This is a genomic window from Phaeacidiphilus oryzae TH49 (genome assembly GCF_000744815.1).
Lineage (GTDB): Bacteria > Actinomycetota > Actinomycetes > Streptomycetales > Streptomycetaceae > Phaeacidiphilus > Phaeacidiphilus oryzae.
The window spans coordinates 619364-642751 of sequence record NZ_JQMQ01000004.1; the positions used below are offsets into that span (position 1 = coordinate 619364).

The 23388-nt window shown below is 73.9% G+C and carries 25 protein-coding genes and 1 pseudogene; 15 read left to right on the top strand and 11 right to left on the bottom strand.

Annotated elements, in window-relative coordinates:
- Window positions 1–51: 51 nt before the first annotated feature.
- The 4 genes from BS73_RS02915 to BS73_RS02930 all read left to right on the top strand — a co-directional run bounded on the left by BS73_RS02915 (window position 52) and on the right by BS73_RS02930 (window position 3538).
- On the top strand, window positions 52–1104 hold the full coding sequence (locus BS73_RS02915; RefSeq protein WP_037568928.1) for a sigma factor-like helix-turn-helix DNA-binding protein: 1053 nt from the start codon (window positions 52–54) through the stop codon (window positions 1102–1104).
- A complete protein-coding gene (locus tag BS73_RS02920; RefSeq protein WP_037568930.1) occupies window positions 1101–1934 on the top strand; it encodes an NAD(P)H-binding protein in 834 nt (277 codons plus the stop codon). The genes BS73_RS02915 and BS73_RS02920 overlap by 4 nt, the downstream gene beginning before the upstream one ends.
- 11 nt (window positions 1935–1945) lie before the next feature.
- Window positions 1946–2299, top strand: a complete 354-nt coding sequence (locus tag BS73_RS02925) for a DoxX family protein (protein WP_037568931.1) — start codon at window positions 1946–1948, stop codon at window positions 2297–2299.
- Between the two features lie 174 nt (window positions 2300–2473).
- Window positions 2474–3538, top strand: coding sequence for a fatty acid desaturase family protein (locus BS73_RS02930; RefSeq protein ID WP_037568933.1), 1065 nt, complete (start codon window positions 2474–2476; stop codon window positions 3536–3538).
- A gap of 117 nt (window positions 3539–3655) precedes the next feature.
- Here the strand turns inward: BS73_RS02930 and BS73_RS02935 are convergent, their stop codons facing one another.
- Window positions 3656–5440, bottom strand: coding sequence for an FAD-dependent oxidoreductase (locus BS73_RS02935; RefSeq protein WP_235215257.1), 1785 nt, complete (start codon window positions 5438–5440; stop codon window positions 3656–3658).
- Window positions 5441–5660: 220 nt separating this feature from the next.
- Window positions 5661–6113, bottom strand: coding sequence for an OsmC family protein (locus tag BS73_RS02940; protein WP_037568935.1), 453 nt, complete (start codon window positions 6111–6113; stop codon window positions 5661–5663).
- A gap of 230 nt (window positions 6114–6343) precedes the next feature.
- Here BS73_RS02940 and BS73_RS02945 point away from each other — a divergent pair, with 230 nt between their 5' ends.
- Both BS73_RS02945 and BS73_RS02950 read left to right on the top strand, forming a co-directional pair.
- Window positions 6344–7576, top strand: coding sequence for a cytochrome P450 (locus BS73_RS02945; RefSeq protein ID WP_200886617.1), 1233 nt, complete (start codon window positions 6344–6346; stop codon window positions 7574–7576).
- Between the two features lie 187 nt (window positions 7577–7763).
- Complete coding sequence (locus BS73_RS02950) at window positions 7764–8075, top strand: hypothetical protein (RefSeq protein WP_037568937.1); 312 nt, start codon at window positions 7764–7766, stop codon at window positions 8073–8075.
- Between the two features lie 72 nt (window positions 8076–8147).
- On the opposite strand, the gene BS73_RS02955 is transcribed toward BS73_RS02950, so the two are convergent.
- Together BS73_RS02955 and BS73_RS02960 are read right to left on the bottom strand one after the other, a co-directional pair.
- The gene (locus tag BS73_RS02955; RefSeq protein WP_037568939.1) at window positions 8148–8984 is read right to left on the bottom strand and encodes a pentapeptide repeat-containing protein; all 837 of its coding nucleotides are present in this window, start codon (window positions 8982–8984) and stop codon (window positions 8148–8150) included.
- A gap of 24 nt (window positions 8985–9008) precedes the next feature.
- Window positions 9009–9998 carry an arylamine N-acetyltransferase family protein gene (locus BS73_RS02960; protein WP_161789627.1) on the bottom strand — a complete coding sequence of 330 codons (990 nt, stop codon included), beginning with the start codon at window positions 9996–9998 and terminating at the stop codon, window positions 9009–9011.
- Between the two features lie 129 nt (window positions 9999–10127).
- Between BS73_RS02960 and BS73_RS02965 the strand changes: the two genes are divergently transcribed.
- The 3 genes and pseudogenes from BS73_RS02965 to BS73_RS02975 all read left to right on the top strand — a co-directional run bounded on the left by BS73_RS02965 (window position 10128) and on the right by BS73_RS02975 (window position 12348).
- Window positions 10128–10754, top strand: coding sequence for an endonuclease (locus tag BS73_RS02965; protein ID WP_037568941.1), 627 nt, complete (start codon window positions 10128–10130; stop codon window positions 10752–10754).
- Window positions 10755–10924: 170 nt separating this feature from the next.
- Window positions 10925–11776, top strand: a complete 852-nt coding sequence (locus tag BS73_RS02970; protein ID WP_051939198.1) for an SAM-dependent methyltransferase — start codon at window positions 10925–10927, stop codon at window positions 11774–11776.
- Window positions 11777–11971: 195 nt separating this feature from the next.
- Window positions 11972–12348 (top strand): annotated as a pseudogene (locus BS73_RS02975) (hypothetical protein).
- Window positions 12349–12363: 15 nt separating this feature from the next.
- Here the strand turns inward: BS73_RS02975 and BS73_RS02980 are convergent.
- Window positions 12364–13455 carry an alcohol dehydrogenase catalytic domain-containing protein gene (locus tag BS73_RS02980; protein ID WP_037568943.1) on the bottom strand — a complete coding sequence of 364 codons (1092 nt, stop codon included), beginning with the start codon at window positions 13453–13455 and terminating at the stop codon, window positions 12364–12366.
- A gap of 114 nt (window positions 13456–13569) precedes the next feature.
- Here BS73_RS02980 and BS73_RS02985 point away from each other — a divergent pair, with 114 nt between their 5' ends.
- Entirely contained in the window at window positions 13570–14463 is an 894-nt protein-coding gene (locus BS73_RS02985) for a LysR family transcriptional regulator (RefSeq protein ID WP_037568945.1), read from the top strand.
- A gap of 109 nt (window positions 14464–14572) precedes the next feature.
- The gene (locus BS73_RS02990) at window positions 14573–14866 is read left to right on the top strand and encodes a hypothetical protein (RefSeq protein WP_037568951.1); all 294 of its coding nucleotides are present in this window, start codon (window positions 14573–14575) and stop codon (window positions 14864–14866) included.
- Between the two features lie 13 nt (window positions 14867–14879).
- On the opposite strand, the gene BS73_RS02995 is transcribed toward BS73_RS02990, so the two are convergent.
- The 4 genes from BS73_RS02995 to BS73_RS03010 all read right to left on the bottom strand — a co-directional run bounded on the left by BS73_RS02995 (window position 14880) and on the right by BS73_RS03010 (window position 18475).
- Entirely contained in the window at window positions 14880–15509 is a 630-nt protein-coding gene (locus BS73_RS02995; RefSeq protein WP_037568953.1) for a TetR/AcrR family transcriptional regulator, read from the bottom strand.
- Window positions 15497–16510: a hypothetical protein gene (locus BS73_RS03000; protein WP_051939200.1), complete on the bottom strand. Its 1014-nt coding sequence runs from the start codon at window positions 16508–16510 to the stop codon at window positions 15497–15499. Before BS73_RS03000 ends, BS73_RS02995 begins: the two co-directional genes overlap by 13 nt.
- 80 nt (window positions 16511–16590) lie before the next feature.
- The gene (locus tag BS73_RS03005) at window positions 16591–17460 is read right to left on the bottom strand and encodes an SDR family NAD(P)-dependent oxidoreductase (RefSeq protein ID WP_037568955.1); all 870 of its coding nucleotides are present in this window, start codon (window positions 17458–17460) and stop codon (window positions 16591–16593) included.
- 73 nt (window positions 17461–17533) lie between these two features.
- Window positions 17534–18475 (bottom strand): SDR family NAD(P)-dependent oxidoreductase, encoded by a 942-nt coding sequence (locus BS73_RS03010; protein ID WP_037568957.1) that lies wholly within the window; start codon window positions 18473–18475, stop codon window positions 17534–17536.
- A gap of 125 nt (window positions 18476–18600) precedes the next feature.
- Here BS73_RS03010 and BS73_RS03015 point away from each other — a divergent pair, with 125 nt between their 5' ends.
- Window positions 18601–19524 carry a LysR family transcriptional regulator gene (locus BS73_RS03015; RefSeq protein WP_037568958.1) on the top strand — a complete coding sequence of 308 codons (924 nt, stop codon included), beginning with the start codon at window positions 18601–18603 and terminating at the stop codon, window positions 19522–19524.
- A gap of 46 nt (window positions 19525–19570) precedes the next feature.
- Here BS73_RS03015 and BS73_RS03020 read toward each other — a convergent pair whose 3' ends face one another.
- Window positions 19571–19825 (bottom strand): hypothetical protein, encoded by a 255-nt coding sequence (locus BS73_RS03020; protein WP_235215258.1) that lies wholly within the window; start codon window positions 19823–19825, stop codon window positions 19571–19573.
- A 208-nt stretch (window positions 19826–20033) separates the two neighbouring features.
- Window positions 20034–20426 carry a helix-turn-helix domain-containing protein gene (locus BS73_RS03025; RefSeq protein ID WP_051939203.1) on the bottom strand — a complete coding sequence of 131 codons (393 nt, stop codon included), beginning with the start codon at window positions 20424–20426 and terminating at the stop codon, window positions 20034–20036.
- Window positions 20427–20689: 263 nt separating this feature from the next.
- On the opposite strand from BS73_RS03025, the gene BS73_RS03030 reads away from it, so the two are divergent.
- The 3 genes from BS73_RS03030 (at window position 20690) to BS73_RS03040 (ending at window position 23335) form a co-directional block, all read left to right on the top strand.
- The gene (locus BS73_RS03030) at window positions 20690–20905 is read left to right on the top strand and encodes a hypothetical protein (protein WP_037568959.1); all 216 of its coding nucleotides are present in this window, start codon (window positions 20690–20692) and stop codon (window positions 20903–20905) included.
- Window positions 20906–21030: 125 nt separating this feature from the next.
- On the top strand, window positions 21031–21249 hold the full coding sequence (locus tag BS73_RS03035; RefSeq protein WP_037568960.1) for a hypothetical protein: 219 nt from the start codon (window positions 21031–21033) through the stop codon (window positions 21247–21249).
- A gap of 358 nt (window positions 21250–21607) precedes the next feature.
- Window positions 21608–23335: a hypothetical protein gene (locus BS73_RS03040; RefSeq protein WP_200886618.1), complete on the top strand. Its 1728-nt coding sequence runs from the start codon at window positions 21608–21610 to the stop codon at window positions 23333–23335.
- Window positions 23336–23388 lie beyond the last annotated feature (53 nt).

Below are 23388 nucleotides of genomic sequence, written 5' to 3' on the forward strand. Positions count from 1 at the left end.
TGGATGGTGACCGCGCGGAGAAGGGCAGCGGCAGAGCCGGAAGGAGCCGCCATGACCGATACCCCCCGGCCGGGCGACGCCCTGGACGAGGCGACCGATGTGTTCCTCGCCCATCGGGAGCTCCTCTTCTCCCTCGTCTACAACATGCTGGGCAGCGTGGCGGACACCGAGGACGTCCTCCAGGACGCCTGGCTGGCCTGGTCGGCCCGCCGAGGAGCCTTCACCCAGGAGGACGGAGAGGCCGGAGAACGCCGAGAGCCCCGGGCGGCCGGGGACCCCCGCGCCCCCGGCGCGCGCATCGCCAACCCGCGCGCCTACCTGGTCCGGATCGCGGTCAACCTGGCGCTCTCCCGGCAGTCGAGCGCGGCCCGCCGCCGCGAGCGCTACGTCGGCCCCTGGCTGCCCGAGCCGCTGGTCAGCGCTGCCCCGGGCGCCCTGGAGCCGGCCCCGGTCACGGGACCGGCCGCGGGCGACGGCGCCGAGGCGGTCGAGCGGGCCGAGGCGGTGTCGATGGCCCTGCTGGTCGTCCTGGAGACGCTCACCCCGCTGCAACGCGCGGTGTTCGTCCTCCACGACGTCTTCGGCTACCGGCACACCGAGATCGCCGACTACCTCGACCGCACGCCCGCGGCGGTCCGCCAGCTCGCCCGCCGCGCCCGGGAGCAGGTGCGCGAGCGCCGCCCCGCGCACCGCCGGACGCCGCCGCGGGTACGCCGCGAGGTCACCGAGCGCTTCCTGGCCGCCGCCCTCGGCGGCGACCTGGGCGCGCTGATGGACCTCCTCGCCCCGGACGTCACCATGTGGACCGACGGCGGCGGCCGCGTGCGGCAGACCGTCATGCGCCCGCTGAACGGCCGGGAGAAGGTGGCCCGCTTCATCGCCGGCGTCACCGAGCGCGCCCCGCGCGGGGTCGAGCTGCGCTACCCAGTGGTGAACGGCGACCCGGCCGCCATGCTCGTCGCGGACGGGGCCCCGTTCGCCGTCATGGTCCTCGAACTCACCTCCGACGAGCAGCAGGTGTCGGAGATCTACACGGTCACCAACCCCGACAAGCTCCACCCGCCGGGGAAGAAGGACACAGCACCGGGAAGGAGCACCCCATGATCATGGTCACCGGAGCGACCGGGAACCTCGGCCGCCCCCTGATCGCCCGACTCGCCGCCGAAGGAGCCAAGGTGCGCGCCCTCACCCGCGACCCCGGGCGCGCGGCCCTCCCCGAGGGCGTGGAGGCCTGCCCGACCGCCCGGCCGGACTTCGCCGGCGTGGACGCGGTCCTCCTCAACATCGCCGGGGTCGCCGAGACGCTGGACGCGTTCCTCGACGCGGCCCGGGCGGCCGGTGTGCCGCGGATCGTCACCCTCTCCACGCTGCTGGTGGCGGAGGAGCCGGACGCCGCGCCGGGGAGCACGGCCGCACTCCACCGCGGCCTGGAGCGGGCGGTGGAGGCGGCCGTCCCGCAGTGGACGCACCTGCGTGCGGGCGCCTTCGCCTCCAACGCCCTGCAGTGGAGGCCGCAACTCCGCTCCGGGGACGTGGTGCGCGGCCCCTACGCCGAGGCCCGCACCGCCCCCCTGGACGAGTCGGACCTGGCGGCCGTGGCCGTACGGGCGCTGCTGGAGGACGGCCTGCTGGGCCGGGCACCGGTGCTCACCGGCCCGGAGGACCTCACCACCGCCCGGCAGGTGGAGATACTGGGCCGCGTCCTCGGCCGGTCGCTCCGGTACGAGGAGCTGGATCCCCGGTCGGCCAGGCGCGCGTTGCTCGCGATGGCCCCGTGGGCCCAGGAGGCCGCCGTGGACTCGATGCTCGGCTATCTGGCGCGCACGGTCGGCCGCCCGGCGCGGGTCACCACCGAGACGGCGGACATCCTCGGCCGCCCCGCCCGTACCTTCGCGCAGTGGGCCGCCGCCCGCGCCGAAGCGTTCGCGGACTGAGGGGGCGCGCGATGGATGCCGTGCAACCGGCGTATGTCGTCGTGACCGTGCTGACGATCGCCTACAGCGCCTTCTCCGCGGGCTGCGACTTCGTCCGCTTCGAGCAGGTGGCGGTGGGGATGGACAAGGCGGGAGTGCCCAGGTCGTGGATGCCGGCCCTCGGCGTGCCCAAGGCCGCGGCGGCGTTGGGCCTGGTGGCCGGGTTCTGGTGGCCGGTGCTCGGCACGGCGGCCGCGGCCGGCCTGGTCGTGTTCTTCACCGCCGCCGTCGGGGTCCACCTGAGGGTCCGGGACTACTCCTTCGGACTGCAGTATCCGTTCTTACTTCTGGCCGCGTCCGTCCTGGTACTCGGACTGCTACGCTGAGGCCGAGCCGGGGGTATTCCCCCGGTCCGGCGTACCGGGGCGCCCCCCTCAGAGCTTGGGTGGTGGCCCCCGCCGAGATCCGGGTGCCGGCCGTATGGGCCGGTGGCGGGCCGTTTCCTAGGGTCGTGGAGACGATCGTTCGTTGCTTCACACCCTGACCAGGCAGGAGCCCGCATGCCGCCCATCAGCACGCTCTCCACACCCGTGCGCAGCCGCGCCGGCACCCCCGTGCGCGGTCGCGCCGAGAGCGATTTCTCGCCCCTCCTCAGGCAGGTCAAGGAGGCCGGGCTGCTGCGGCGCCGGCGTGGCTACTACGCCCGCGTCATCACGCTGAACCTCCTCGCCCTCGCCGCCACCTGGGCGGGGGTGCTCCTCAGTGGGGGAGGGTGGTGGGTGCTGGCACTGGCCCTGCCGATGGCGGTCTTCAGCGCGCGCTCGGCCTTCATCGGGCACGACGCCGGTCACCAGCAGATCGCCCGCACCCGGCGGGTGAACCGCGCCCTCGGCCTGATCCACGGCGACCTCTTCCTCGGTATGGGCTACGGCTGGTGGAACGACAAGCACAACCGGCACCACGCCAATCCCAACCACGTCGGCAAGGACCCGGACGTCGAGGTCGGGGCACTGGTCTGGACCCGGGCGCAGGCCGTGGAGCGGGCCGGGTTCGCCGGCTTCCTGACGAAGTACCAGGCCTGGCTGTTCTTCCCGATGCTGCTGCTGGAGGGCTTGGCCCTGAAGGTCGCCAGTGTGCGGGACCTCCGCCGCCAGACCCCACGGGCCCGGGCACTGGAGGGCTCGCTGCTCGCCGTCCACCTGGCCGGGTACGCGGCACTGCTGCTGATCGCCCTGCCGCCGCAGGTCGCCGTCGTCTTCGCACTGCTCCACCACGCGCTCTTCGGACTGCACCTCGGCTGCTCTTTCGCCCCGAACCACAAGGGCATGGAGATGCCGGAGGAGGGCGACGGCGAGCGCTGGGGGCATCTCCGCCGACAGGTGCTGACCTCGCGGAACGTCCGCGGGACGGCGCTCGTCGACTGGTTCCTCGGCGGGCTGAACTACCAGGTCGAGCACCATCTGTTCCCCAGCGCCCCGCGCCCGCACCTGCGCCGCATCCAGCCGCTGGTGCGCGCGCACTGCGAGGCACTCGACGTGCCCTACACCGAGACCGGGCTGCTCGACTCCTACGCCCAGGCGCTGCGCCATATGCACGCTGTGGGCGCTCCACTGCGGGAGCGCTGAACCTGCGGCTCCCGGCCGCCGCCTCCGCGGAGGCGGCGGCCGCCGTGCCGCCCGACGGGCCCGCCGCCGTCGGCGACGGGCCCGCGTCCGTGCGGCCGGCGGCCCCTGGCGGTTCGGTCAGCCCGCCGTGCCGAGCACCGCGTCCAGCGCCCCCGCGAGCAGCCGCCGAGCCTCCGCCGGGTCGGCCGGGGCCACCCGCTGCCGGAAGGCCACGTACAGGTCGGGCCGGACCAGCAGCACCCCGGAGTCCTCGATCTCGCGGGCCTCGGCCCAGGTGCCGTAGGGGTCCTCGTACTCCTGGCCGGGGCCGACGCACACCGGGCGGAGAAGCAGGCCGCGCTCGTCGGCCAGCTCGGCCGCGGCCCGCAGCCAGGCCTCGCCGCCGATTCCGGTCAGCACGCTGAACTCGCCCTTGCCGCCCAGGTCCAGCGTGGAGAGCCGGCGGCCCTCCCGGGTGACCCAGGCGTGCGGCAGCTTGGCGCCGGGGCGGCTGGTCGGCTGCGCGTACAGCTCGGGGTCGCGGCGGAACTCCTCGCGCGGGGAGCCGTCGGGGACCACGGCCCGGGAGGAGTACCGCTGGTTGTGCTCGACGCCGTGCGCGTTGAACTCGTAGGACTTGTAGGCGATCGCCTCGCGCAGCGCCTGCCGGATCTTCTCCCCGCGCGGACCGGGCTCGCGGCGGGCGGCGAGATGCTCGGCCAGGGCCTCGGCGTCCGAGGTGTCGCTGAGCTCGAGCGCCTGCACGATCCGGCCGGTGTCCGCGATGGACTGGTTGGCGCGCTCCACGATCTGCCGGGCGATCGGCGCCCGCTCGGCGTCGTAGCTGTCCAGCAGCGCGGGCGAGGCCGTGCCGCGCAGCACGTGGGCGAGCTTCCAGCACAGGTTGTAGGAGTCCTGGACCGAGGTGTTGGAGCCGAGGCCGTTGGTCGGGGGGTGCCGGTGGACGGCGTCGCCGACGCAGAAGACCCGGCCCTGGGAGAGGGCGGTGGCGTAGTGGTGGTTGACCGTCCAGGGGGCGGAGGACTTGATCCGCATCTCGAAGTCCTCGGTGCCGACCAGCTGGACGGCGAGCTTGCGGATGAACCCGTCGGTCAGCTCGGGGGGCCCGACCGCGGGGTCGTAGCCCCACATCAGCATCCACTCGGTCCACGGCTTGATCATCCGCAGCACGCCGAGGCCGATGCCGTCCTTGTCGGCGCCGGGCTGCAGCATCCAGTACAGGACGGACGGCCGGTGGGCGACGAAGCGGGTCAGATCGGCCTCGATGATGATGTTCATCGCGCCGGAGACCGGACCGGGGCCCTCATAGGGCAGTCCGGCATGCTCGGCGACCGTGCTGCGGGCGCCGTCCGCGCCGATCAGATACCGCGAACGGACCTGGTACTCCTGGCCGGTGAGCCGGTCGCGGACCAGGGAGGTGACGCCGTCGGCGTCCTGCTCGTGACCGAGGTACTCGCTGTCGAAGCGGATCTTCGCACCCCGCTTCTGCGCCTCGCCGACCAGGATCGGCTCGGTGATGGTCTGCGGGGCGTCCACCATCGAGCAGGGGCTGGCCAGCTGGTAGGCGGCGTGCTTGACGGGGTCGGTGCCCCAGGAGGGGATCCGGCCGAGCTCCTCGCCGACCAGGCTGGTGCAGAAGGTGGTGTTGCTCATCAGCTCCCACGGGGTGGCCTCGCGCATCAGGCGCTCTTCGAGCCCGAGGTCGCGCAGCACCTCCACGGTGCGCTGGTTGGTGATGTGGGCGCGGGGGGTGTCCGCGAGCGCGCCGTACTTGGTGATCAGCTGGACGCGGATGCCGTAGGTCGCCAGCAGCAGCGCGGCCGCGCCGCCGGCCGGGCCGGAGCCGACGACGAGCACATCGGTTTCGAGGAGGGGTATGGACGGTGAGGGGGAGGCGGTCACTGAGGTCCTTGTCCGCGGGCGTCGGGAGCGGCGCGCGCGCCTGACCGGAACGGGACGTCAACTCCCGTACGCCGGAGGCTGATCGAGACGACGACGACCGGCCCGGCCGCGCATGATCGACGAGGATAGAGGCTCCGCGGAACAAGCGGAACCTCGGCCTCAACCTGGGCGGCCATGGCCGGCCGTGGCCGGCCCCGGCTGCGCCCTCGATCGGGCGCCGTCAGTCGGACGCGGCGCCGTCCGCCACCACCGTCTGCACCGGCGTGCCGGTCTCGATGGTGCGGCTGACCGTGCACAGGCGTTCGTGGGAGGTCTTGACCGCCCGCGGCAGGATGGTGCGGGCGCGGTCGCCGCCGTCCCCGGGCGGGAAGGACACGTGGAAGGTGACCTGGAGGTCCGTCATCCGGTTGCCCAGCTCGTCGCTGACCTTGTTCCCGGTGACGGAGAGGGTGAACTCGGTGGGCTCCGCATGGCGGCCGGTGGCGACGTCGACGTCGGCCGCGGTGCAGCCGCCGATCGCGGCCAGCAGGAGCTCGACCGGAGTGAACTCGGTGCCGCCGTCCGGCCCGGAGCCGGTGCCGAAGCGTACGGTACCGCCCCGGGCGTTGGTGGCGGTGAAGCTTCCGGGACCGGTCCGCTCGACACCGACCGAGCGCAGAGAGTCGTCTGTCATCCCCCGACCCTACCGCCACCAGCGACTTCACCCGCGCGAGGCCGGACCGGCACGGGACCGGCACGGTACCGGCGCGGTGTCGGCCCGGGACCGGCGCGCTCGCGGTGGCGCCGCCCGCACGGCCGATCCGCCCACCCCGCACGAGGGTTGAGGATCCAAGATCCCGTCCTTACACTTCCGGCGCCGAGTGTAACCACCCGAGCACCGTCAACCGGTCGGAGGCACTCCGGATGGCCGAGGCAACCATGAGCGGGACCCGGGCCGACGCCCCTCGGACCGCACTGACCAGCGGTGAGTTCTGGGGCGGCGATCCCCACACCGGCCTGACCTGGCTGCGTGCCAACGACCCCGTGCACTGGGACGCCGAGGGCGGCGTCTGGGCCTTCACCAAGTACCAGGACGTCCGCGAGGCCTCGCTCCACCCGGAGGTCTTCTCCAACGCCGGCGGCATCCGCCCGGAGACCGGCGCCCTGCCGATGATGATCGACATGGACGACCCGCAGCACCTGCGCCGTCGCCGCCTGCTCAACAAGGGCTTCACCCCGCGCCGGGTACGCGAACTGCGCCCGCGCATAGAGACCGTCTGCCACGCCCTGGTGGACCGGGTCTGCGAACGCGGCTCCTGCGACTTCGTCACGGAGATCGCAGCCTGGCTGCCGCTCATCGTCATCGGCGACCTGATCGGCGTCGTACCCGACCGGTACGGGGATCTCCTCCGCTGGTCGGACGACCTGATGCGGGCTCAGGGGCAGCTCGGCGACCCGGGGGTGATGGAGCGGTCGGCCTGCGCCTTCGCCGGCTACAGCGAGTACTTCGGCTCCGTCCTCGCCGACCGCCGGGCCGGCCCGGCCCGGGACGACCTGGTCAGCGTGCTCCTGCGGGCCGAGGTCGACGGGGACCGGCTGGACGACGACTCGCTGCTGCACGAGACGCTGCTCCTGCTGATCGGCGGGGACGAGACCACCCGGCACGTCATCAGCGGCGGCCTCTACCGACTGCTGGCCGACCGGGAGAACTGGGCGCGGCTGGGCGCCGAGCGCGCCCTGCTGCCCTCGGCGATCGAGGAGATGCTGCGCTGGGTCACGCCGATCAAGAACATGGCGCGCACCCTCACCCGGGATGCCACCGTCCGCGGCAGGCGGCTGGCGGAGGGCCAGAAGGTGCTGCTGCTCTACCCCTCCGCCAACCGCGACGAGGAGGTCTTCCCCCACCCGTTCCGATTCGACATCACCCGCAGCCCCAACGACCATCTGGCCTTCGGCCTCGGCTCGCACTTCTGCCTGGGCAGCTCGCTGGCCCGGCTCGAACTGGACACCGTCTTCACCGTGCTCCTCGATCGGCTGCCGGACATCCGCCTCGCCTCCGCGGAGGAGCCACCGCTGCGGCCCGCCGCCTTCGTCAGCGGATACGAGAACCTCGCCGTCGAGTTCACCCCGACCGCGCCGGTCGGCGCCAAGCTGTAGCCCGCCGGATGAAGCCCGAACCGAGCGCACCGCCCGCAGCGCGCGGTGCCGCCCCCGCGACGCTCCGCGCAGCGTGTGTCCCCCGCGGTCCTGGGGTAGGCGCGCGGAGCACCCATCCGGCCCGCACTCCCCGGCGGTCCGGGAAAGCGCCGGCCTCCACGCCGGCCCCAGCATCAGCGGAGGAATCGTGGGGACTTTCACCAGGCCCGCGCAGTGGGCGATCCAGTACCGCGAGGGCGGCCCGCTGGAAGCCATATCCCGGCCGTCCGAGACGGAGAATCTCACCGTCCGCTTCGTCGGCGGCCCCCGCGACGGCGAGGAACTGCCCTTCCCGAAGGACCACCGCCTTCCGCTGGAGGTGTTCACCGTCCGCACCATCGCCCGAGCCGAGGACCTCGCCGGTCATCCGGACGCGGACGCCCCGCACTACACCCTCACCCGGCCGGAGCAGGACGAGAGCTCCGTGCCCCGCACCTACGAGTGGAGCGCCCGGGACTGAACCGGCCGGGGGGCGGCCGGTCAGTCGTCGAGTCACCGGCTCATCGAGGCATCGCGTGACCGACTCACCGACTCACCAATGGCCCGGCCGCACCAGGCCGGCGGGCAGCCGGGTCGCCCCGTCGCCCCTCGCCGAGTTCAGCTGAGCCTGCGTCAGGAAGATGCTCCCGGTCAGGTCGGCGCCCCGCAGATCGGCGTCGCGCAGGTCGGCGCCGATCAGGTCCGCCGTCCGCAGGTCGGCCCCGCGCAGATCGGCCGCGATCAGCAGCGCCCCGCGCAGGCTCGCACCCCGAAGGTCCGCGCCGGCCAGCCGTGCGCCGACCAGATCGGCCCCTCGGTGGTCGCGCTTCCGTCCCCGCACCCCGGCGCGCACCAGTTCGCTGGCGCGCAGCAGCAGCGGGTTGACCCCGTCCCGGACCGCCGCCACATCGAGCCCGGCCAGTTCCTCCGCGCCCAGCCGGGTATGCCGGTCGACGTCCGCACGCGCCCGCCGCAGCTCCTCGTGGACGGGCCCGGCGGCCGGCAGCGCCAGGGCCTCGGTGAGGTACCACAGCAGCTCGTGGAGCTGCCGCATGACCGGGAAGACCTCGAACATCAGCGCCGCCCGCCCGGGCTCCGCGCGCCAGTCCCGGCCGCCGAAGGTGACCTGGGAGACCTGCTGCCCGGCCCCGAAGCAGTCGAAGACGGTGCAGCCGGGGAAGCCGCTCTCCCGCAGCCGGGCGTGAATGCCGCAGCTGAAGTCCTTCCGCAGGTTCTCGCAGGGCTGCCCGGCGGCCTTGTTCACCGCGAAGTCCGCGGAGCGGGCGAAGGCCAGGGCGACGCAGCACAGCCCGAAGCAGGCCGTGCAGTCGGCCTTCAGGGCCAGCCGCAGGGCGGCCTCGGTCGGACGGTCGTCGTTCTGCTCGGACAAGGCGCCAGGTCTCCTGCCGTACTCTCAACTCTCGCCGGACGGATCCGCCATCATCCCACCACCAGCCGCCTGCCCCGCCGCCGCCCGCGCCGCGCGCCGGCGCTCATGCGCGGCCCAGGTCCTCGCCCACAGCCGGCGGCGGGTGGCGGCGTCCAGATCGGAGAGGTCGAGGCCGAAGAGACCGGTGAGGATCGCGTACCACTCCTCGGCGCTCACGATCTCCCGCTCGCGCTGGCCGGACGCGTCCAGGCGGCGCAGCACGCAGCCGCGCAGCACGTCGAACCCCTCGGCGTCGCGCCGCTGAGCAGTCAGCGTGCGGACGAAACCGGACTCCGGCGAGGTGGCGAACCACTCGTGGATCTCGGCGAAGTCCTCCGGCAGGCGTGCCGGGGCCTCGTCGAACTCGAAGAACCGGAAGGAGCCGCGCTCGTGGTTGGTGAACCGCCACCCGCCTGGCGTCCGCTCCAGCACGAAGGTGAAGGAGCCCTGGGTGTACCGGCCGGGCCGCAGCGGCAGGGGATCGTGGAGCCCGTCGCCCAGCCCCACGTCGGCCAGGTAAGCCCGGCCCCCGGCCGTCACGGTGAGGGCGAGGTGGTGTCCCTCCTCGACCGGGCCGCCGGCGGTGTGCTGCACATCGGCGCGGTGGAGGGTGACGCCGAAGCCGAGGTGGCGCAGGAGTGCGCCGAACGCGCCGTTGAGGTGGAAGCAGTACCCGCCGCGGCCGCCGGCGAGCCGGCCCACCGAGTCGGCGGCGGCCAGCGGGGTGCGACGCGGGACGTGGTGGTCGATGCACTCGTAGGCGATGCGCTCGACATGCGCCCGATGGAGCGCGGTCAGGGTCTCCGACGTGGGCGGAAGCGATCGCTCCGCGAAGCCGAGCCTGTCGAGGTAGCCGGCGAGGTGAGTGGGGTCTATTCGGGGCCTCCCAGGCCGTTCGGCTGCCGCGGAGAGGCTCCGCGGAATCGACCCCCGAAGCCTAGTCCTCCCCGCCGCCGGGGCCGCCGGGCCGTCCACGCCCGGGAGAACAAAACGGATCTTTCGCCCCGCCCTTCCCCGGGTACGCGACCCGTGAAAGAGGCCCCACGAAAGAGGCCCCACGAAAGAGGCCCCCGAAAGAGGTCGCAGCCAGTGAAAGGAGCAGCCGTGAGCCCGAGCCGGAAGGAGACCGTCGCCCGCCTGCTGCGCGAGCACCCGGGCGCGTACGCGGAGGACGCCGGCATCACATTGGCCGACAAGCCCGCCCCGCTCTACCAGCTGCTGGTGGTCTGCGTGCTGGCGTCGGCGCCGATCCGCGCCGAGATGGCCGCGCATGCCGCCCGGGAGCTGTTCCGCGCGGGGATGCGCACCCCCCGCGCGATGGCCGACGCGACCTGGCAGCAGCGGGTGGACGCGCTGGGGCGCGCCCACTACCGCCGCTACGACGAGAGCACCGCGACCGCGCTGGGGGAGGGGGCGGAGCTCGTCCTCGACCGCTGGCACGGCGATCTGCGCCGCCTCCGCGCGGAGGCGGACGGCGACCCCAAGCGGGTGCGGGAGCTGCTGCGCGAGGTGCCGCGGATCGGCCCGACCGGCGCGGACATCTTCTGCCGCGAGGCCCAGGGCCTGTGGCCGGAACTGCGCCCGACCTTCGACCGCCGCGCCCGGGAGGGCGCCGACGCCCTCGGCCTGGGCCGGGACCCCGGGAAGCTGGCCGGTCTGGTGGACGGCCGTGACCTGCCCCGATTCGCCGCGGGCCTGGTCCAGGCGGCCCTGGACGCCCGCCACTCCTGACGGACGGGCCGGGGCGGTACGGGAGTGCGGAGCTGCGGTGCGTGCCTGGCGCAACGAGGCCGGCGAGGCGGCCGATTAAGGGCTTCAGCCGTGGGGGCGGAGTCTTCTAGAGTGGTTCGCCACAGTTGATGACCGGGCGTCAACTATGCCGGAGGGGAACCGCTTTGGGCATGGCGAGCACGCGAGGGGCCGACGGCGCCGAGGAGTGGGCCCCGGTCGGCCGGGACCTGCGCACCGACCTGCCGCACACCGCCCGGATGTACGACTACTACCTGGGCGGCAAGGACAACTTCCCCGCCGACCGGGCGGCCGCGGAGAAGATCCGCGCGCTCTTCCCGGACACCTTCACCGCCGCCCGGGCCAACCGCCGGTTCATGGTCCGCGCCGCCCGCTACGCCGCCGAGGAGGGCATCACGCAGTTCCTGGACATCGGCACCGGCATCCCCACCAGTCCCAACCTCCACGAGGTGGCGCAGGGGATCCACCCCGCCGCCCGGATCGTCTACGTGGACAACGACCCGATCGTCCTCGCCCACGCCCGCGCCCTCCTCACCAGCACCCCGCAGGGCCGCACCACCTATATCGACGCGGACCTCCGCGATCCGGAGACGATCCTCTCCTCCCCGCAGCTGACCCGCACGATCGACCCGAAGCGGCCGATCGCGCTGTTCCTGATGGCCGTCCTCCACTTCGTCCCGGACTCCGACCGCCCCCACCAGACCGTCCAGCGGCTGAAGGAGATGCTGCCGTCGGGCAGCATGCTGGTCCTCTCCCACAGCACCGCGGACTTCGTCGCCCCGGAGATGCTGACCCACCGCAAGGACACCGAGGACGCGTACGCGACCGGCGGCACCAGCCTCGCGCTGCGCTCCGGCGAGGAGATCATGCGGTTCCTGTCCGGGCTGGACCCCGTCGAGCCGGGCCTCTGCCCGGTCCACGAGTGGCGGTCCACCGCCCCGGAAGACCTCGCCCTCTCCCGCGAGCGCGTCCCGTTCTACGCCGCCGTCGCCCGCAAACCCTGACCCGGCCGGGCGCGGCCCCACCCGACCCGGCTCCCGCTCCACCCCCGCGCCCCCTCCACCCCACCCCGGGTCCACGCCACCCCCCGGCACCGGCGAAACTGGTCTGGGAGAGAGACCAGCCGAGGGGAGCCGACCATCATCCACGTCACCGCCGCGCCCGCCACCGCCGTGGCGGTCGCCTTCGTCTGGCTGGGGATGGTGCTGGCCATCTCCTTCCTGGAGGCGCCGCTGAAGTTCCGCGCCCTGGGGTCACCATCCCGATCGGCCTGGGCATCGGCCGGATGGTCTTCCGCGCGCTGAACACCGCCGAGGCGGTCCTCGCCGTGGTGGCGCTGGCCGCCTGCGGGATCTGGGGCCACAGCGCGTCCGTCGTCCCGGCGGTCGTCGCGGCCGTCCTGCTGGCCGCGCAGCTCGCCCTGGTCCGTCCCGGCCTCAACCGCCGCTCGGACCGCGTCCTGGCCGGCGAGGAGCTTCCGCGCTCCCGGGCCCACCTCTACTACGTCGCCCTGGAGTGCCTGAAGGTGCTGGCCCTGCTGGCGCTCGGCATCTCGGTCCTCACCGCCGGCGCCTGAGAGCCGAGGCGGGGCTCACCGCGGGGACGGCATGAGCGCCGTGCGGTCGAACGGCCCCGAGTGCTCGGCCGCGTAGGCCACCGCCTCGTTGACCTCCTCCAGGGCGAAGCCCCGGACCTGCTCGCCACCGAGGTCCAGCAGCCCCGAGCCGACCAGCCGGATCAGCCCGGCGTTCGCCGCGCGCGGAAGCATCCACTGCCCGCGCACGGTCACCGAGTTCCGCATCAGCCAGGGGTACGGCAGCGCGAGGTCCTCGCCCCCGAGCATGCCGACCCCGCCCATCAGCACCACCCGCCCGTACTCGCGGACGGTCATCGCCGCGGCGCGGACGGCCGCGCTCGGCGCCTGCGGCGGCAGCAGGTCGAGCACCACGTCGACCGGGCCCTCCGCGGCCTCCACCATCGTCGCGGTGTCGGTCTCCGGGTCCCCGCTCAGCGGGACGGTCCGCACCCGCGGCCCGAACCGCTCGGCGAGCCGGGCGAGCACCTTCCGGTTCCGGCCCGGGGCGACGACCAGGCCCGCGCCCATCGCCAGGCCGACCGCCACCGCACTGCTGCCGAAGTTCCCCGTGGCGCCACTCACCAGCAGGGTCTCCCCGGCCGCCAGGCCGCCGGCCGCCAGGCCGCTGTAGGGGACGGCGTACACGGTGAGCGCTGCCGCCCAGCGGGCGGGGTCCTCGTCGGCCGCCGGCGGCAGCGGATACACGTTCTCGGTGAGGGTGCGCATCAGCTCCGCGTAGGACCCGTCGGGCAGATGGCGGGCGAGCCGGGCGCCGCCCGCCCCCCGGGAGCTCCAGCCCTGGAGCGCGATGTCCGGGGTCAGGGCGTCGTCCCGGGAGCGCAGCGTGGCGTCGCACCAGACCAGGTCCCCGACCCGCAGCCGGGTCGCGTCCGGACCCACCGCGGCGATCCGGCCCACCGCGCCCACCCCGGGCACCACCGGCGGCTCCAAGGGGTAGTTCCGCGCCCCCGAGAAGACCTCCTGGGTGTACGGCAGCACGGCCGCGGCCAGCACTCCCACCAGCACCTCGCCCCCGCCCGCCACCGGGTCCGCCAGCTCGCCCACCGTGAGGGGGCTTCCGAAGGCCGTCAGTACCGCTGCTCGCATGGCTCTTCTCCTCGTTCGGCGTCCACCGGCCCGTCGTGCCGGCGGTTCGACGCTAACCACCGGCCAGGGCATGCGGGAAGCGAAGGTCTCGCATCTCTGGTATGCGTACTGCGCATGGACATCTCCACCGGGAGCCTTCGGGTGCTCCGCCAGATCGCCGAGTCCGGGAGCTTCACCGCCGCCGCGGGGCAGCTCGGCTACACCCAGTCGGCGATCTCCCGGCAGGCCGCCGCCCTGGAGCAGGCCGCCGGCGCCGCTCTCTTCGAACGCCGTCCGGACGGGGTCCGGCTCACCGACGCTGGCCTGACCCTGCTGCGGCACGGCCGCACCATCCTCGACGCGGCGGCGGCAGCCGAGCGTGAGCTCTCCGGCGCGGCCGCACCCGCCCAGGTGGTACGCCTCGGGGTCTTCCTCAGCGCGGGGGCCGCCATCCTGCCCACCGTGCTGGCCCGGTTGGCGGCGGAGCAGCCGCAGATCACCGTCCGGACGCGGGAGGGCACCACGCCGTCTCTCGCCCGCGCCCTCCGCGCCGGCTCGATCGATCTCGCCGTCCTCTCCTCCCGGCCGCCGCACCGCCCGCCGGACACGGAGTCCCCGCGGCTCCACCTGCGGGTCGCGGGGGAGGTGGAACTCCAGGTGGCGGTGGCCGCCACCGGCCGGTTCGCGGGGCGCACCGCCGTGGACGCCGACGAGCTCGCCACGGCGGACTGGATCGACACCCCCTCGACCGGCGCGGAACCCCTCCTCGGTGTCTGGCCGGGTCTGCCCGGCCGGCCGACCGTCGCCCACCGGGCCCGCGACTGGCTGACCAAACTCCACCTGGTCGCCGCCGGCTTCGGCGTCACCACGGTCCCCGCCCGCCTCGCGCCCGTGCTCCCCCCGGGCGTCGCACTGGTCCGGGTCGAGGGGGCCCCTCCGGAGATCCGCCGGATCCTGGTGGCCCGGCTGCCCGGCCGGGCAGCCCCCGCGGTCACCGCGGTGGCCGAGACCGTGGCGGCGGCGCTCTGATCGCCGAGGCGCCGGAGATCGGCATAGGCCATTGCGGGCGACCCGCTGGTCATCCGGCCCCGAGAGGCCCTACGGTCACGAAGGAATCGCAACGACCAGGGACGACATCGTGGACCCGCGCACTTTCCACCTTCCTGACAGCCCTGCCCGGCGCAAGCTGGAGCAGGAACGCCGGCAACTCCTGGAGGCGCTGCAGCGCGCGAACCAGGTCTACACCCTCACCTGCAGCCAGGCCCTGATCACCGGCGTCCCCGACTGGGGCGAGAGCGAGGAGGCCGACCGCCTGCTCGCCCATGTCGTCGAGGCCCGCACCGCCCTGCGCGAGTTCGACGAGCAGCACCCCCAGGTCCGCGAGCCGGACGACGCCCCGCCGCCCCCGGAGTCCTGGCCCCAGCCGCGCTGACCGGCTCGGGGCCTCAGGAGCGGGGCTGCCCCGGCAGCAGCACCCGAAGGGCGTCCGGGAAGGAGCCGGTGCCGTCCTGTTCGAGCAGTGCCAGGTCGAGGAGGAACCCCGGCAGCATGGCCAGCAGTGCCAGGGCCACCGCCTCGGCGGACGCGCCCTCCAGCCCGCCCGCCGCCTGGACCTCGCGGACCACGTCCGCGAGGTCCCCCGCCATCTGCGCACTGGCCGAACGCAGCCGCTCGGCCAGTGCCGGATCACGCAGTGCCTCGGCCCAGACCATCAGCGCCACCGTGGCGAGCCGCTGGTCGGCGTGCCGGGAGGCGACGTCCTCCAGCAGAGCGGTCATCACCCGCGCGGGATCGGAGCCGCCGCCCCCCTCGCCACCGCCGCCGCTCTGGCCGCTGCTGCGCACGGCCGCTCGCAGCGCGCCGGCCACCTCGGCCAGGTTCTCCGTCGCGACGGCGAGGATCATGTCGTCCTTGCCGGCGAAGTAGCGGTAGACGGCCCCGGTCGACCGGCCCGCCTCGGCGATGACGTCCTGCATCGAGGTGCGGTGGAAGCCGTTGCGGACGAAGCAGCGCCTGGCCGCGTCCAGGATCTCGGCCCGCTGCCGGTCCTTGTACTCCTGGCTCACCTTCGGCACGGGTCCTCCTCGGCGCGGAGCTCCGGCCGGGGGCGGAGCTCGGCGCGCAGCAGGGCGGCGTGGCGGACGATGCCGTCCGGGGCCGAGGTGGTCCCGCCGTCCGTGGTCACGTACATCACCCGGCCGTGGTCGCCGGGCTCGCTGCCCCAGTGGGCGCTGGACGGCCCGACGAGCGCCCGGTCCAGTGGGTCGCCGGCGATGTGCCGGACCTCGCTGCCGTGCCGCGGGGCGAGGGGGACGCGGTCGAGGGTGTTGGCCCGGTGCCGGGTGACGTAGGCGAAACCGGCCGCCTCGTCGAGGCAGAAGTCGTCGGCGTTGTCGATGGCCGCGACGAACTCCGGTGGCCCGGAGGGGTCGAGGGTGTCCGGGTCGACGGGGACCCGCATGAACACCTGCTGCGCGGTGGAGGTGAAGTAGAGGTAGCCGGTCCGCGGGCCGTAGCGGACGCCGTTCACGCCCGGCTGGGGCGGCCAGGGGACCCCGCCGTCCGGGTCGTCGGCCATGGTGTCGTGCTCGGCCCAGACCCGGGCGGTCGCGGAGCGCGCACCGGGGCCGAGGTCGACGCGCCAGACCAGGCCCGCGAAGCAGTCGGCGACGGCCAGCACCCCGGGTCCGAGAAGGCAGCTGCCGTTGAGGGCCCGGGCCCGCTCGTCGAAGCTGAGGATCACCTCGGGCGAGACGGGCAGACCCGGGGCCCAGCCCGTCAGATCGAGGCGCACCAGCTGGGACTCGTGGGTGGTGTAGCCCTCGGTGAGGCTGAGCACCAGCACGCCGGGTTCCGGCTCCACGAGTCCGGTGACCGGATGCTCGAAGGTGTGCACCAGTACCGGCTCGGTCATGGCGCGCGGAGCCGGGCCGGGGACGCACCACAGCTGCTTCTGCAGCAAGGCGGTGATCAGCACCGACCCGTCGGCGCGTACCAGGAGGTTCTCCAGGAAGAACCCCTCCGGGAAGTGGGCCACCGGCGTGAGGGTGACCGCGGGCAGGGGAGCGAGGGCCATCTCGCCTCCAAAAAAAGAGAGCGTTCGTTCGCTATCGCTCCCACCCTACGCCCTACGGCCCACCCCCTACGCCCTACCCCCTACGCCCTGCCCCCCGGCCCCGCGGCGGCCGGACGCCAGGGGACCACCCGACCCTCCCGCACCAGCTCGCCGTACTGGCCCGGGTCGAGCGGGCCCAGTGCGAGATCCAGCAGGGCCGAGGACGCCTGCTCCGGGGTGGGCGCGGCGCTGACGTCCCACCACGCCTGGGAGGTCGGGGTGTTCATCATTCCGGGGCAGACCGAGGCGATCAGGATGCCGCGGGCCAGGTCCCGCTCCCGCCGCTGGGCGGCGAGGGTGCGGACGGCCGCCACCTGGCCGATCTTCGAGGGGATGTTGACGAAGGCCGGCCAGGGACCGCTGAAGGCGCTGCCGTCGCGGACGGCCTCCCGCCAGTCGATGACGGCCGCGTCCACCGCGTCGAGGGTGGGCAGCCCGTCGAAGCGGCTGTGCAGCGAGGGCGCGAGGGAGGCCAGCGTGCCCAGCGCGCTGGCCACCACGATCAGCCGCCCGTGGTCGCGCAGGGCCGGGGCGAACGCCCGCAGCAGCCGGGTGGTGCCCAGATTGTTGACCTCGGTGAAGGGGGTCACGACCGCGCGCGGGTCGTCCTGTGGCGTCACCCGCATCACCGCGTTGCCGAAGACGATGTCGACTCCGCCGTGCCGCTCGGTCAGGGCGTCCGCCAGCTCCTGCGCGCGGGTGGGGTCCGCCACGTCGAAGAGCTCGGCGCGAATCTCGGCGCCGGAGCCCACCTGTTCCGAGGCGATCTCCTTGAGCCTGCGGGCGTCCCTGCCGGTCGCGTAGACGATGTCGCCGGCGCCCAGGCGCCGGGCCAGTCCCTTGACCAGGGCCAGACCGAGGCCCTGGGTGGCCCCGGTGACCAGGGCGATCCGCTGTCCGTTCGTCGTCATGCCGTCTCCTCTTCTCTCCTCGTTCTCTCCTGGAAGCGGTTCTCCCGATGCCACCGGGGCCGCCGTCCCCGGCTCAACGGCGGGCTGTGCCGGCCCCGTCGGCGAGCAGCCGCTCGGAGAGGGTCCACAGCCGCTCGGCGTTGTCGGGGTCGACGGCGTAGCGGGCGACGCCGTGCAGTGTGCCGGTGCGGCGGTCGACGGTCTCGGCTTCGTTGCAGTCCTCGAAGTAGCGCCCGCTGACGCCCTCCACCAGCGGGGAGGCCGCCAGCAGGACGGTGGTGGCGGCGCCCTGCTCCAGGGTCTTGATCTGGTCGGGGGAGACCCGTCCGCTGCTGCCGCCGACGTGCCGCTGGAGGTTGGTCCTGACGGCCCCCGGCATCAGCGCGTTGGCGGTGATCCCGTCCCGGGCCCAGCGGCGGGCGGCGGCCACGGCGAAGAGCACGTTCGCGGTCTTGGACTGGGCGTACGCGGCCCATGGGTCGTAACTGCGGAAGGCGAAGTGCGGGTCGTCGAAGACCACCGGTGAACGCTGGTGGCCGGTGGAGCTCAGGACGACCACCCGGGCGCCGCCGGCCGCCGCGAGCGCGCTGTGGAGGGCGTTGGCGAGGGCGAAGTGCCCCAGATGGTTGGTGGCGAACTGGAGCTCCCAGCCCTGCGGGGTGTACTGCTCGGCGCAGGCCATGATCCCGGCGTTGTTCACCAGGATGTCCAGCGGCCCGTTCCAGGCGGCCGCGAAGGCGGACACCGAGGCGGGGTCGGTCAGGTCCAGCGGCGCCACCCGCAGGGCCTCGCTGCCGGTGGAGGCGGTGATCCCGGCGGCCGTCCGCTCGCCGGCCGCCGGGTCCCGGACGGCGAGGACGACCTCGGCGCCGCGGGCGGCCAGCACCCGGGCGGTCTCCGCGCCCAGTCCGGAGGAGGCGCCGGTGACCACCGCGCGCCGCCCGCTCAGGTCGATCTCGGCGGCCACCTCCTCGGCGGTGGTGGCGAAGCCGAAGGGGGTGGTCAGAAGGGTCATGCCGGACTCCTCGCTCGGGGGTGCTCGTCGCGGAGCCGCCGTGCGACGGCTCCGCACCCCACCGTAGGAGCGGCGGCGTCCATGACGCCAACGAAAGTTGGACACATGTGGTATGCGTAGACGTCATGGACTTCCGGGACGTCTCCCTCACCGGCCTGCGGGTCTTCCGCGCGGTGGCCGAACAGGGCACCTTCACCGCGGCGGCGATCGCGCTGGGCTACACCCAGTCCGCGGTGTCCCGGCAGATCGCCGCCGTGGAACGGGCCGCCGACGCCAGACTGCTGGACCGGCGCCGGGACGGCGTCCAGCTCACCGCCGCGGGCCAGCTGGTCCTCCGCCGTGCCTCGGCGGTGCTGGACGAGATCGAGCAGACCGCCCGCGAGCTGTCCGGGATCGAGGACCAGGGCGGCACCGTACGGGTCGGCTGGCCGCCCAGCCTCGGGTCGGTGGTGGTGCCGCGGGCCATCGTCGCGCTGCGCGCCAGCCATCCCGCGATCACCGTCACCACCCGTGAGGGCGGAACCCCGGCACTGGTCCGGGCGCTGCGGACGGGCAGCGTCGACCTGGCGCTGCTCGGCTCCGCCCCGCCGTTCCGGCCGCCGGACTCGGAGTCGCCCCCGCTGGTCACCCAGACGCTGGCCGAGCGCAGCCTCCGGGTGGCGCTGCCCGCGAGCCATCCGCTGGCCCGCCAGGACTACGTGGACATCGCCGACCTCCACGGGCAGCGCTGGATCGCCGCCCCGCCCTCGGGCGGCGAGCGCCTGATGGGCGTCTGGCCCGGCCTGGACGAGCGGCCCGAGATCGCCCACACCGCCCGCGACTGGCTGGCCAAGCTGCAACTGGTCGCCGCCGGCTGCGGCCTGACGACGGTGCCGGCCCCGCTCACCCACGCCGTGCCCGAGGGGGTCCGGATCCGCCCGGTGCGCGGCGGCCCCCAGGAGCAGCGGCGGCTCGTCCTGGCCCGGCTGCCCGAGCCGCCGCAGGAGGCGGTGGTCCGGGTGGCCGAGGCGCTGCGCGCGGCCGCCCTGGAGGTGGACGCACTGCAGTGAGAGCGGTGCCCCGGGGGGACGTCTGCCTGCGGGGGGAGGGGCGGGCTCACTCGAAGACGGTCAGTACCGCGCCCTCGATCTCCACCGCGCGCCCGGGGGCGGTGTTGCTGCGCAGCGCCTCAAGGCACCGCTGGAAGAGGGCGCATTCGTCGCCGTCCAGCACGGCCGCGGCGAGGTCCAGCAGTTCCTGGACCGCCTCGTCGGTGAGCACCGCCGGCATCTCGCCGGACAGCAGCAGCACGGACTCGCCGGAGTGGGAGCGCACCACGGCGGTGGTGGGACTTCCCTGGACGATCAGCACAGTTCCCCCTCGGCCCAGAGGAACCGTGTCCCTCACGTACCTCGGACTGCGGGTGACGATAGCCCGGTGTCCCTCGTGCGAGTGACAGGCCGCGAGTACATCCCGCGCGGAATCCCCCGTGCGAGTGGAAACCGGCCGAAGCCGCAACCATCGTCCGCTCGGCTGCGTCCCCGGTTCCTCGAATCCGCTCGCCCGCCCCGCCCGGGCGTCAGTCGGCCGCGGGCTCTCCGCCGCCCGCGGAGTCGCCGCGTCGCAGCAGCGAGTCCACCAGGGCGGTGACGTGCCGGCGGTCCTCGGGGGAGAGCCGCTGGAGGCTGGCGATCAGGGTGTTCACCTCGGGGTCCGCGGGCGGCCCCGCGTCGGCGTAGACCTGGATGCCGCAGGCCTCCGCGGCGGCGCGGCGAACCGTTTCTGGAGTCAGGCCCAGCCCTTTGGCCAGCCCTTCCAGCGTCGCGGGCTGGGGCATCCGGACCATCCGGTCGGTGGTCGCCAGATGGTGGACCGTCGAGCGCGGGATCCCGCCCCGGCGGGCCACGTCGCCGTACGACCAGCCGTGCAGCTCCAGCTGCTCCCTGATCAACTGCTGCATGGCGTTGGACACGTGACGGATCGCTCCCTGCCTCGGTCGGCGTCGGCCGGCGCCGGACATCTGTGCTCGGCCGCCGCTCAGTCTAAGAGGATCAGCCCGCTCCGCCGAAGGCAAGGCCGTCCACCTGCCCCGCACCGGCGGTTACCCATCCGTTACCAAGCGTTGCCGGGATTCCCCTTGCGGAGCCGCTCGCCGTCCGGCTAGTGTCCAATCTCGTTGGACAGAGCGTCCCACTCCGTTGGACGCAACCACTCTTCCCTGAAGGGGGAACCACCGTGATCGACTTCCGTGAGCTGGATGCCGAGTCCGCCGACCTGCTGCCGGGCCGCGAGGCGCTGGGGAAGCTGACCTTCACCTTCACCCGGACCACCAACGTGACCAAGCACGTGGCCAACGTCCACGCGCACAACGAGTCGGCCGCGGTCAACCAGTGGTCGCCCGAGGCGGTCGCCCAGTCCGAGGCCTCCCAGAGCATCTCGATCCACCAGTAGCGGCGAGGCACTGCGGTCGCATCGCTCCTCCCCACTGACCGCGGGCCGCTCCGCGCTGGACCCCGCAGTTCCACCCATCAGAGTCCCAGAGACCACAGATCAGCAAGCACAGAAAGGCCACCATCATGAGCATGGACCCCCGCGAGTTGGATGCCGAGTCCGCCGACCTGCTGCCGGGCCGCGAGGCGCTGGGGAAGCTGACCTTCACCTTCACCCGGACCACCAACGTCACCAAGCACGTGGCCAACGTCCACGCCCACAACGAGTCGGCCGCGGTCAACCAGTGGTCGCCGGAGGCGGTCGCCCAGTCCGAGGCCTCGCAGGGCATCAGCATCAGCCAGTGATCCGAGCACCCGTGCGGCCGGCTTGTCGGTCGTAGGCCGCACGGGTCCCGCGGGGGCGGGGGCGACGAGGGAAGGGCCGGAGATGACTGCGATCGGGGATCGCGAGAACAGCCGCCATCGGCGGGGGCGCAGGCGCGGCCAGGGCACCGCGCACGCGACCTCCGGGCTGGTCGCGACTCCACCCGTGACGTCGGCACCGACTCCACCGCCTCCGGAGCCGCCATGGGACGCGCCTCCCGGCCTCGTCCCCGCTCCCGCCCCTGGCGCCGGCCGTTGGGACGGCGCCACCCGAACCGACGTCCACACGGACCCAGGGTCCGAGACGGGTGCTCCGTACCAGGAACCGCGCCCGTGGGGGGTGCCGCGGCTCACGGCAGGGCTGCGGCTGCACGGCGAGTACCGGGGCTCGGGCTTCACCGAGCCCCGGTACATCGCCCGGCGCGGCGACGGCCAGGTGCTCCAGCTGTCCCGCCTGCTGTACCTGGTCACCCGGGCCATCGACGGCCGGCGCGACCTGGAGGGCGTCTCCCACCGGGTCAGCGCCGAGTACGGCCGCGAGCTGAGCACCGAGAACATCGCCTACCTCATCGACCGCAAGCTGGAGCCGCTCGGCGTCACGGTGCCGCCCGGGCAGGAGAACGACCAGGTCGACGCCCCGCGCTCGGACCTGCTGCTCGCCCTCCGCTTCCACAAGGTCCTCTTCCGCGAGTCCGCGGTGGCCCGGATCGCCGGCGCGCTCAGCTGGCTCCACCGGCCGCTGCTGGTCGCCCTCGTCCTGCTGGGCATGGGCGGCCTGGACGCCTGGCTGTTCGGCAGCTTCGGGGCCATCACGCCGGTGCTTCACACCCTCGACCAGCCGGTGCTGCTCCTCGCCGTCTTCGCGCTGACCGTGGCCTCGCTCGTCTTCCACGAGTTCGGCCACGCCTCGGCCTGCCGCTACGGCGGCGCCAGCCCCGGATGCATCGGCTGCGGGATCTTCCTGGTCTGGCCCTCGCTCTACACCGACGTCACCGACGTCTACCGGATCGGCCGCAGCGGCCGGCTCCGAACCGACCTCGGGGGGGTCTACTTCAACCTGGTCTTCATGCTCGGCCTGGCCGGGCTGTTCTTCCTGACCGGCCAGCAGTTCCTGCTCGGAGCCGTCTACCTGGGCCACTTCGAAGTGCTCGAACAGCTGATGCCGGCCGTCCGGCTGGACGGCTACTACATCCTCGGCGACCTCGCCGGGGTTCCCGACCTTTACGGGAAGATCCGCCCCATCCTCCTCAGCGCGCTGCCCGGCCGACCCACCCACCCCGAGGTGGCCGGCCTCAAGCGGTCGGCGCGGACCGTGGTCACGGTCTGGGTGCTGACGATGATCCCCCTCCTCCTCGGCGATCTCGGCTACGCGCTGTGGAACCTGCCGAGGATCGTCACCACCGGCGTGCGCTCGCTCACCGTGCAACTGGTGGGCACCGCCGACGCCTTCGGCTCCGGGCGGATCGCCGAGGGGCTGCTCGGAGTGGTCGGCAGTGTGATGCTGATCTGCCCACTGCTGGGGATGGGCTACCTCTCCGTGCGGCTGGGAGGCCGGCTGATCCGGGCGGCGGTCGCCGGCACCCGCGGCAAGCCGGGACTGCGGCTGACGCTCGGCGGGGTCGCGCTGGGGGGCGCGGCCGCGCTCAGCCTGGCCTGGGCGGTCGGCGTCACCCCGCGGCCGCTGCCGGAGCAGCCGCCGATCGTCCCGGTGCTCCAGCCAGGGGTGCCGACCACAGCGCCGAGCAGCTCCCCGACGGCGGTGCCCACCCGTCCGCACACCCGGCGGCCGCACCCGAGCGCCACCGCCCACGCCGGGCCCAGCTCCACCCCGCGCCCCAACCCCTCGGCCACGCACACCTCCAAGGCGTCCGGTCGCGCCACCTCGGCGGCCTCGGGCACGGCCTCGGCCACCCCGAAGCCGAGCGGGCCGGCCGCCCAGCCGGCGAGCGGGCCCACCCCGTCGGCCTCCCCGACGCCGATGTCCTCCCCGACTCCGTCGCCGCCGCCCCCCTCGGTGAGCGCCAGCGGTACCGCCACCGCCTTGCCCACGGTCAAACCGACGCCGTGAACCCCGACTTTCCGTCGTCCGCCGACGAGTGTCCGCCGGCGGCCCAGCAGAGG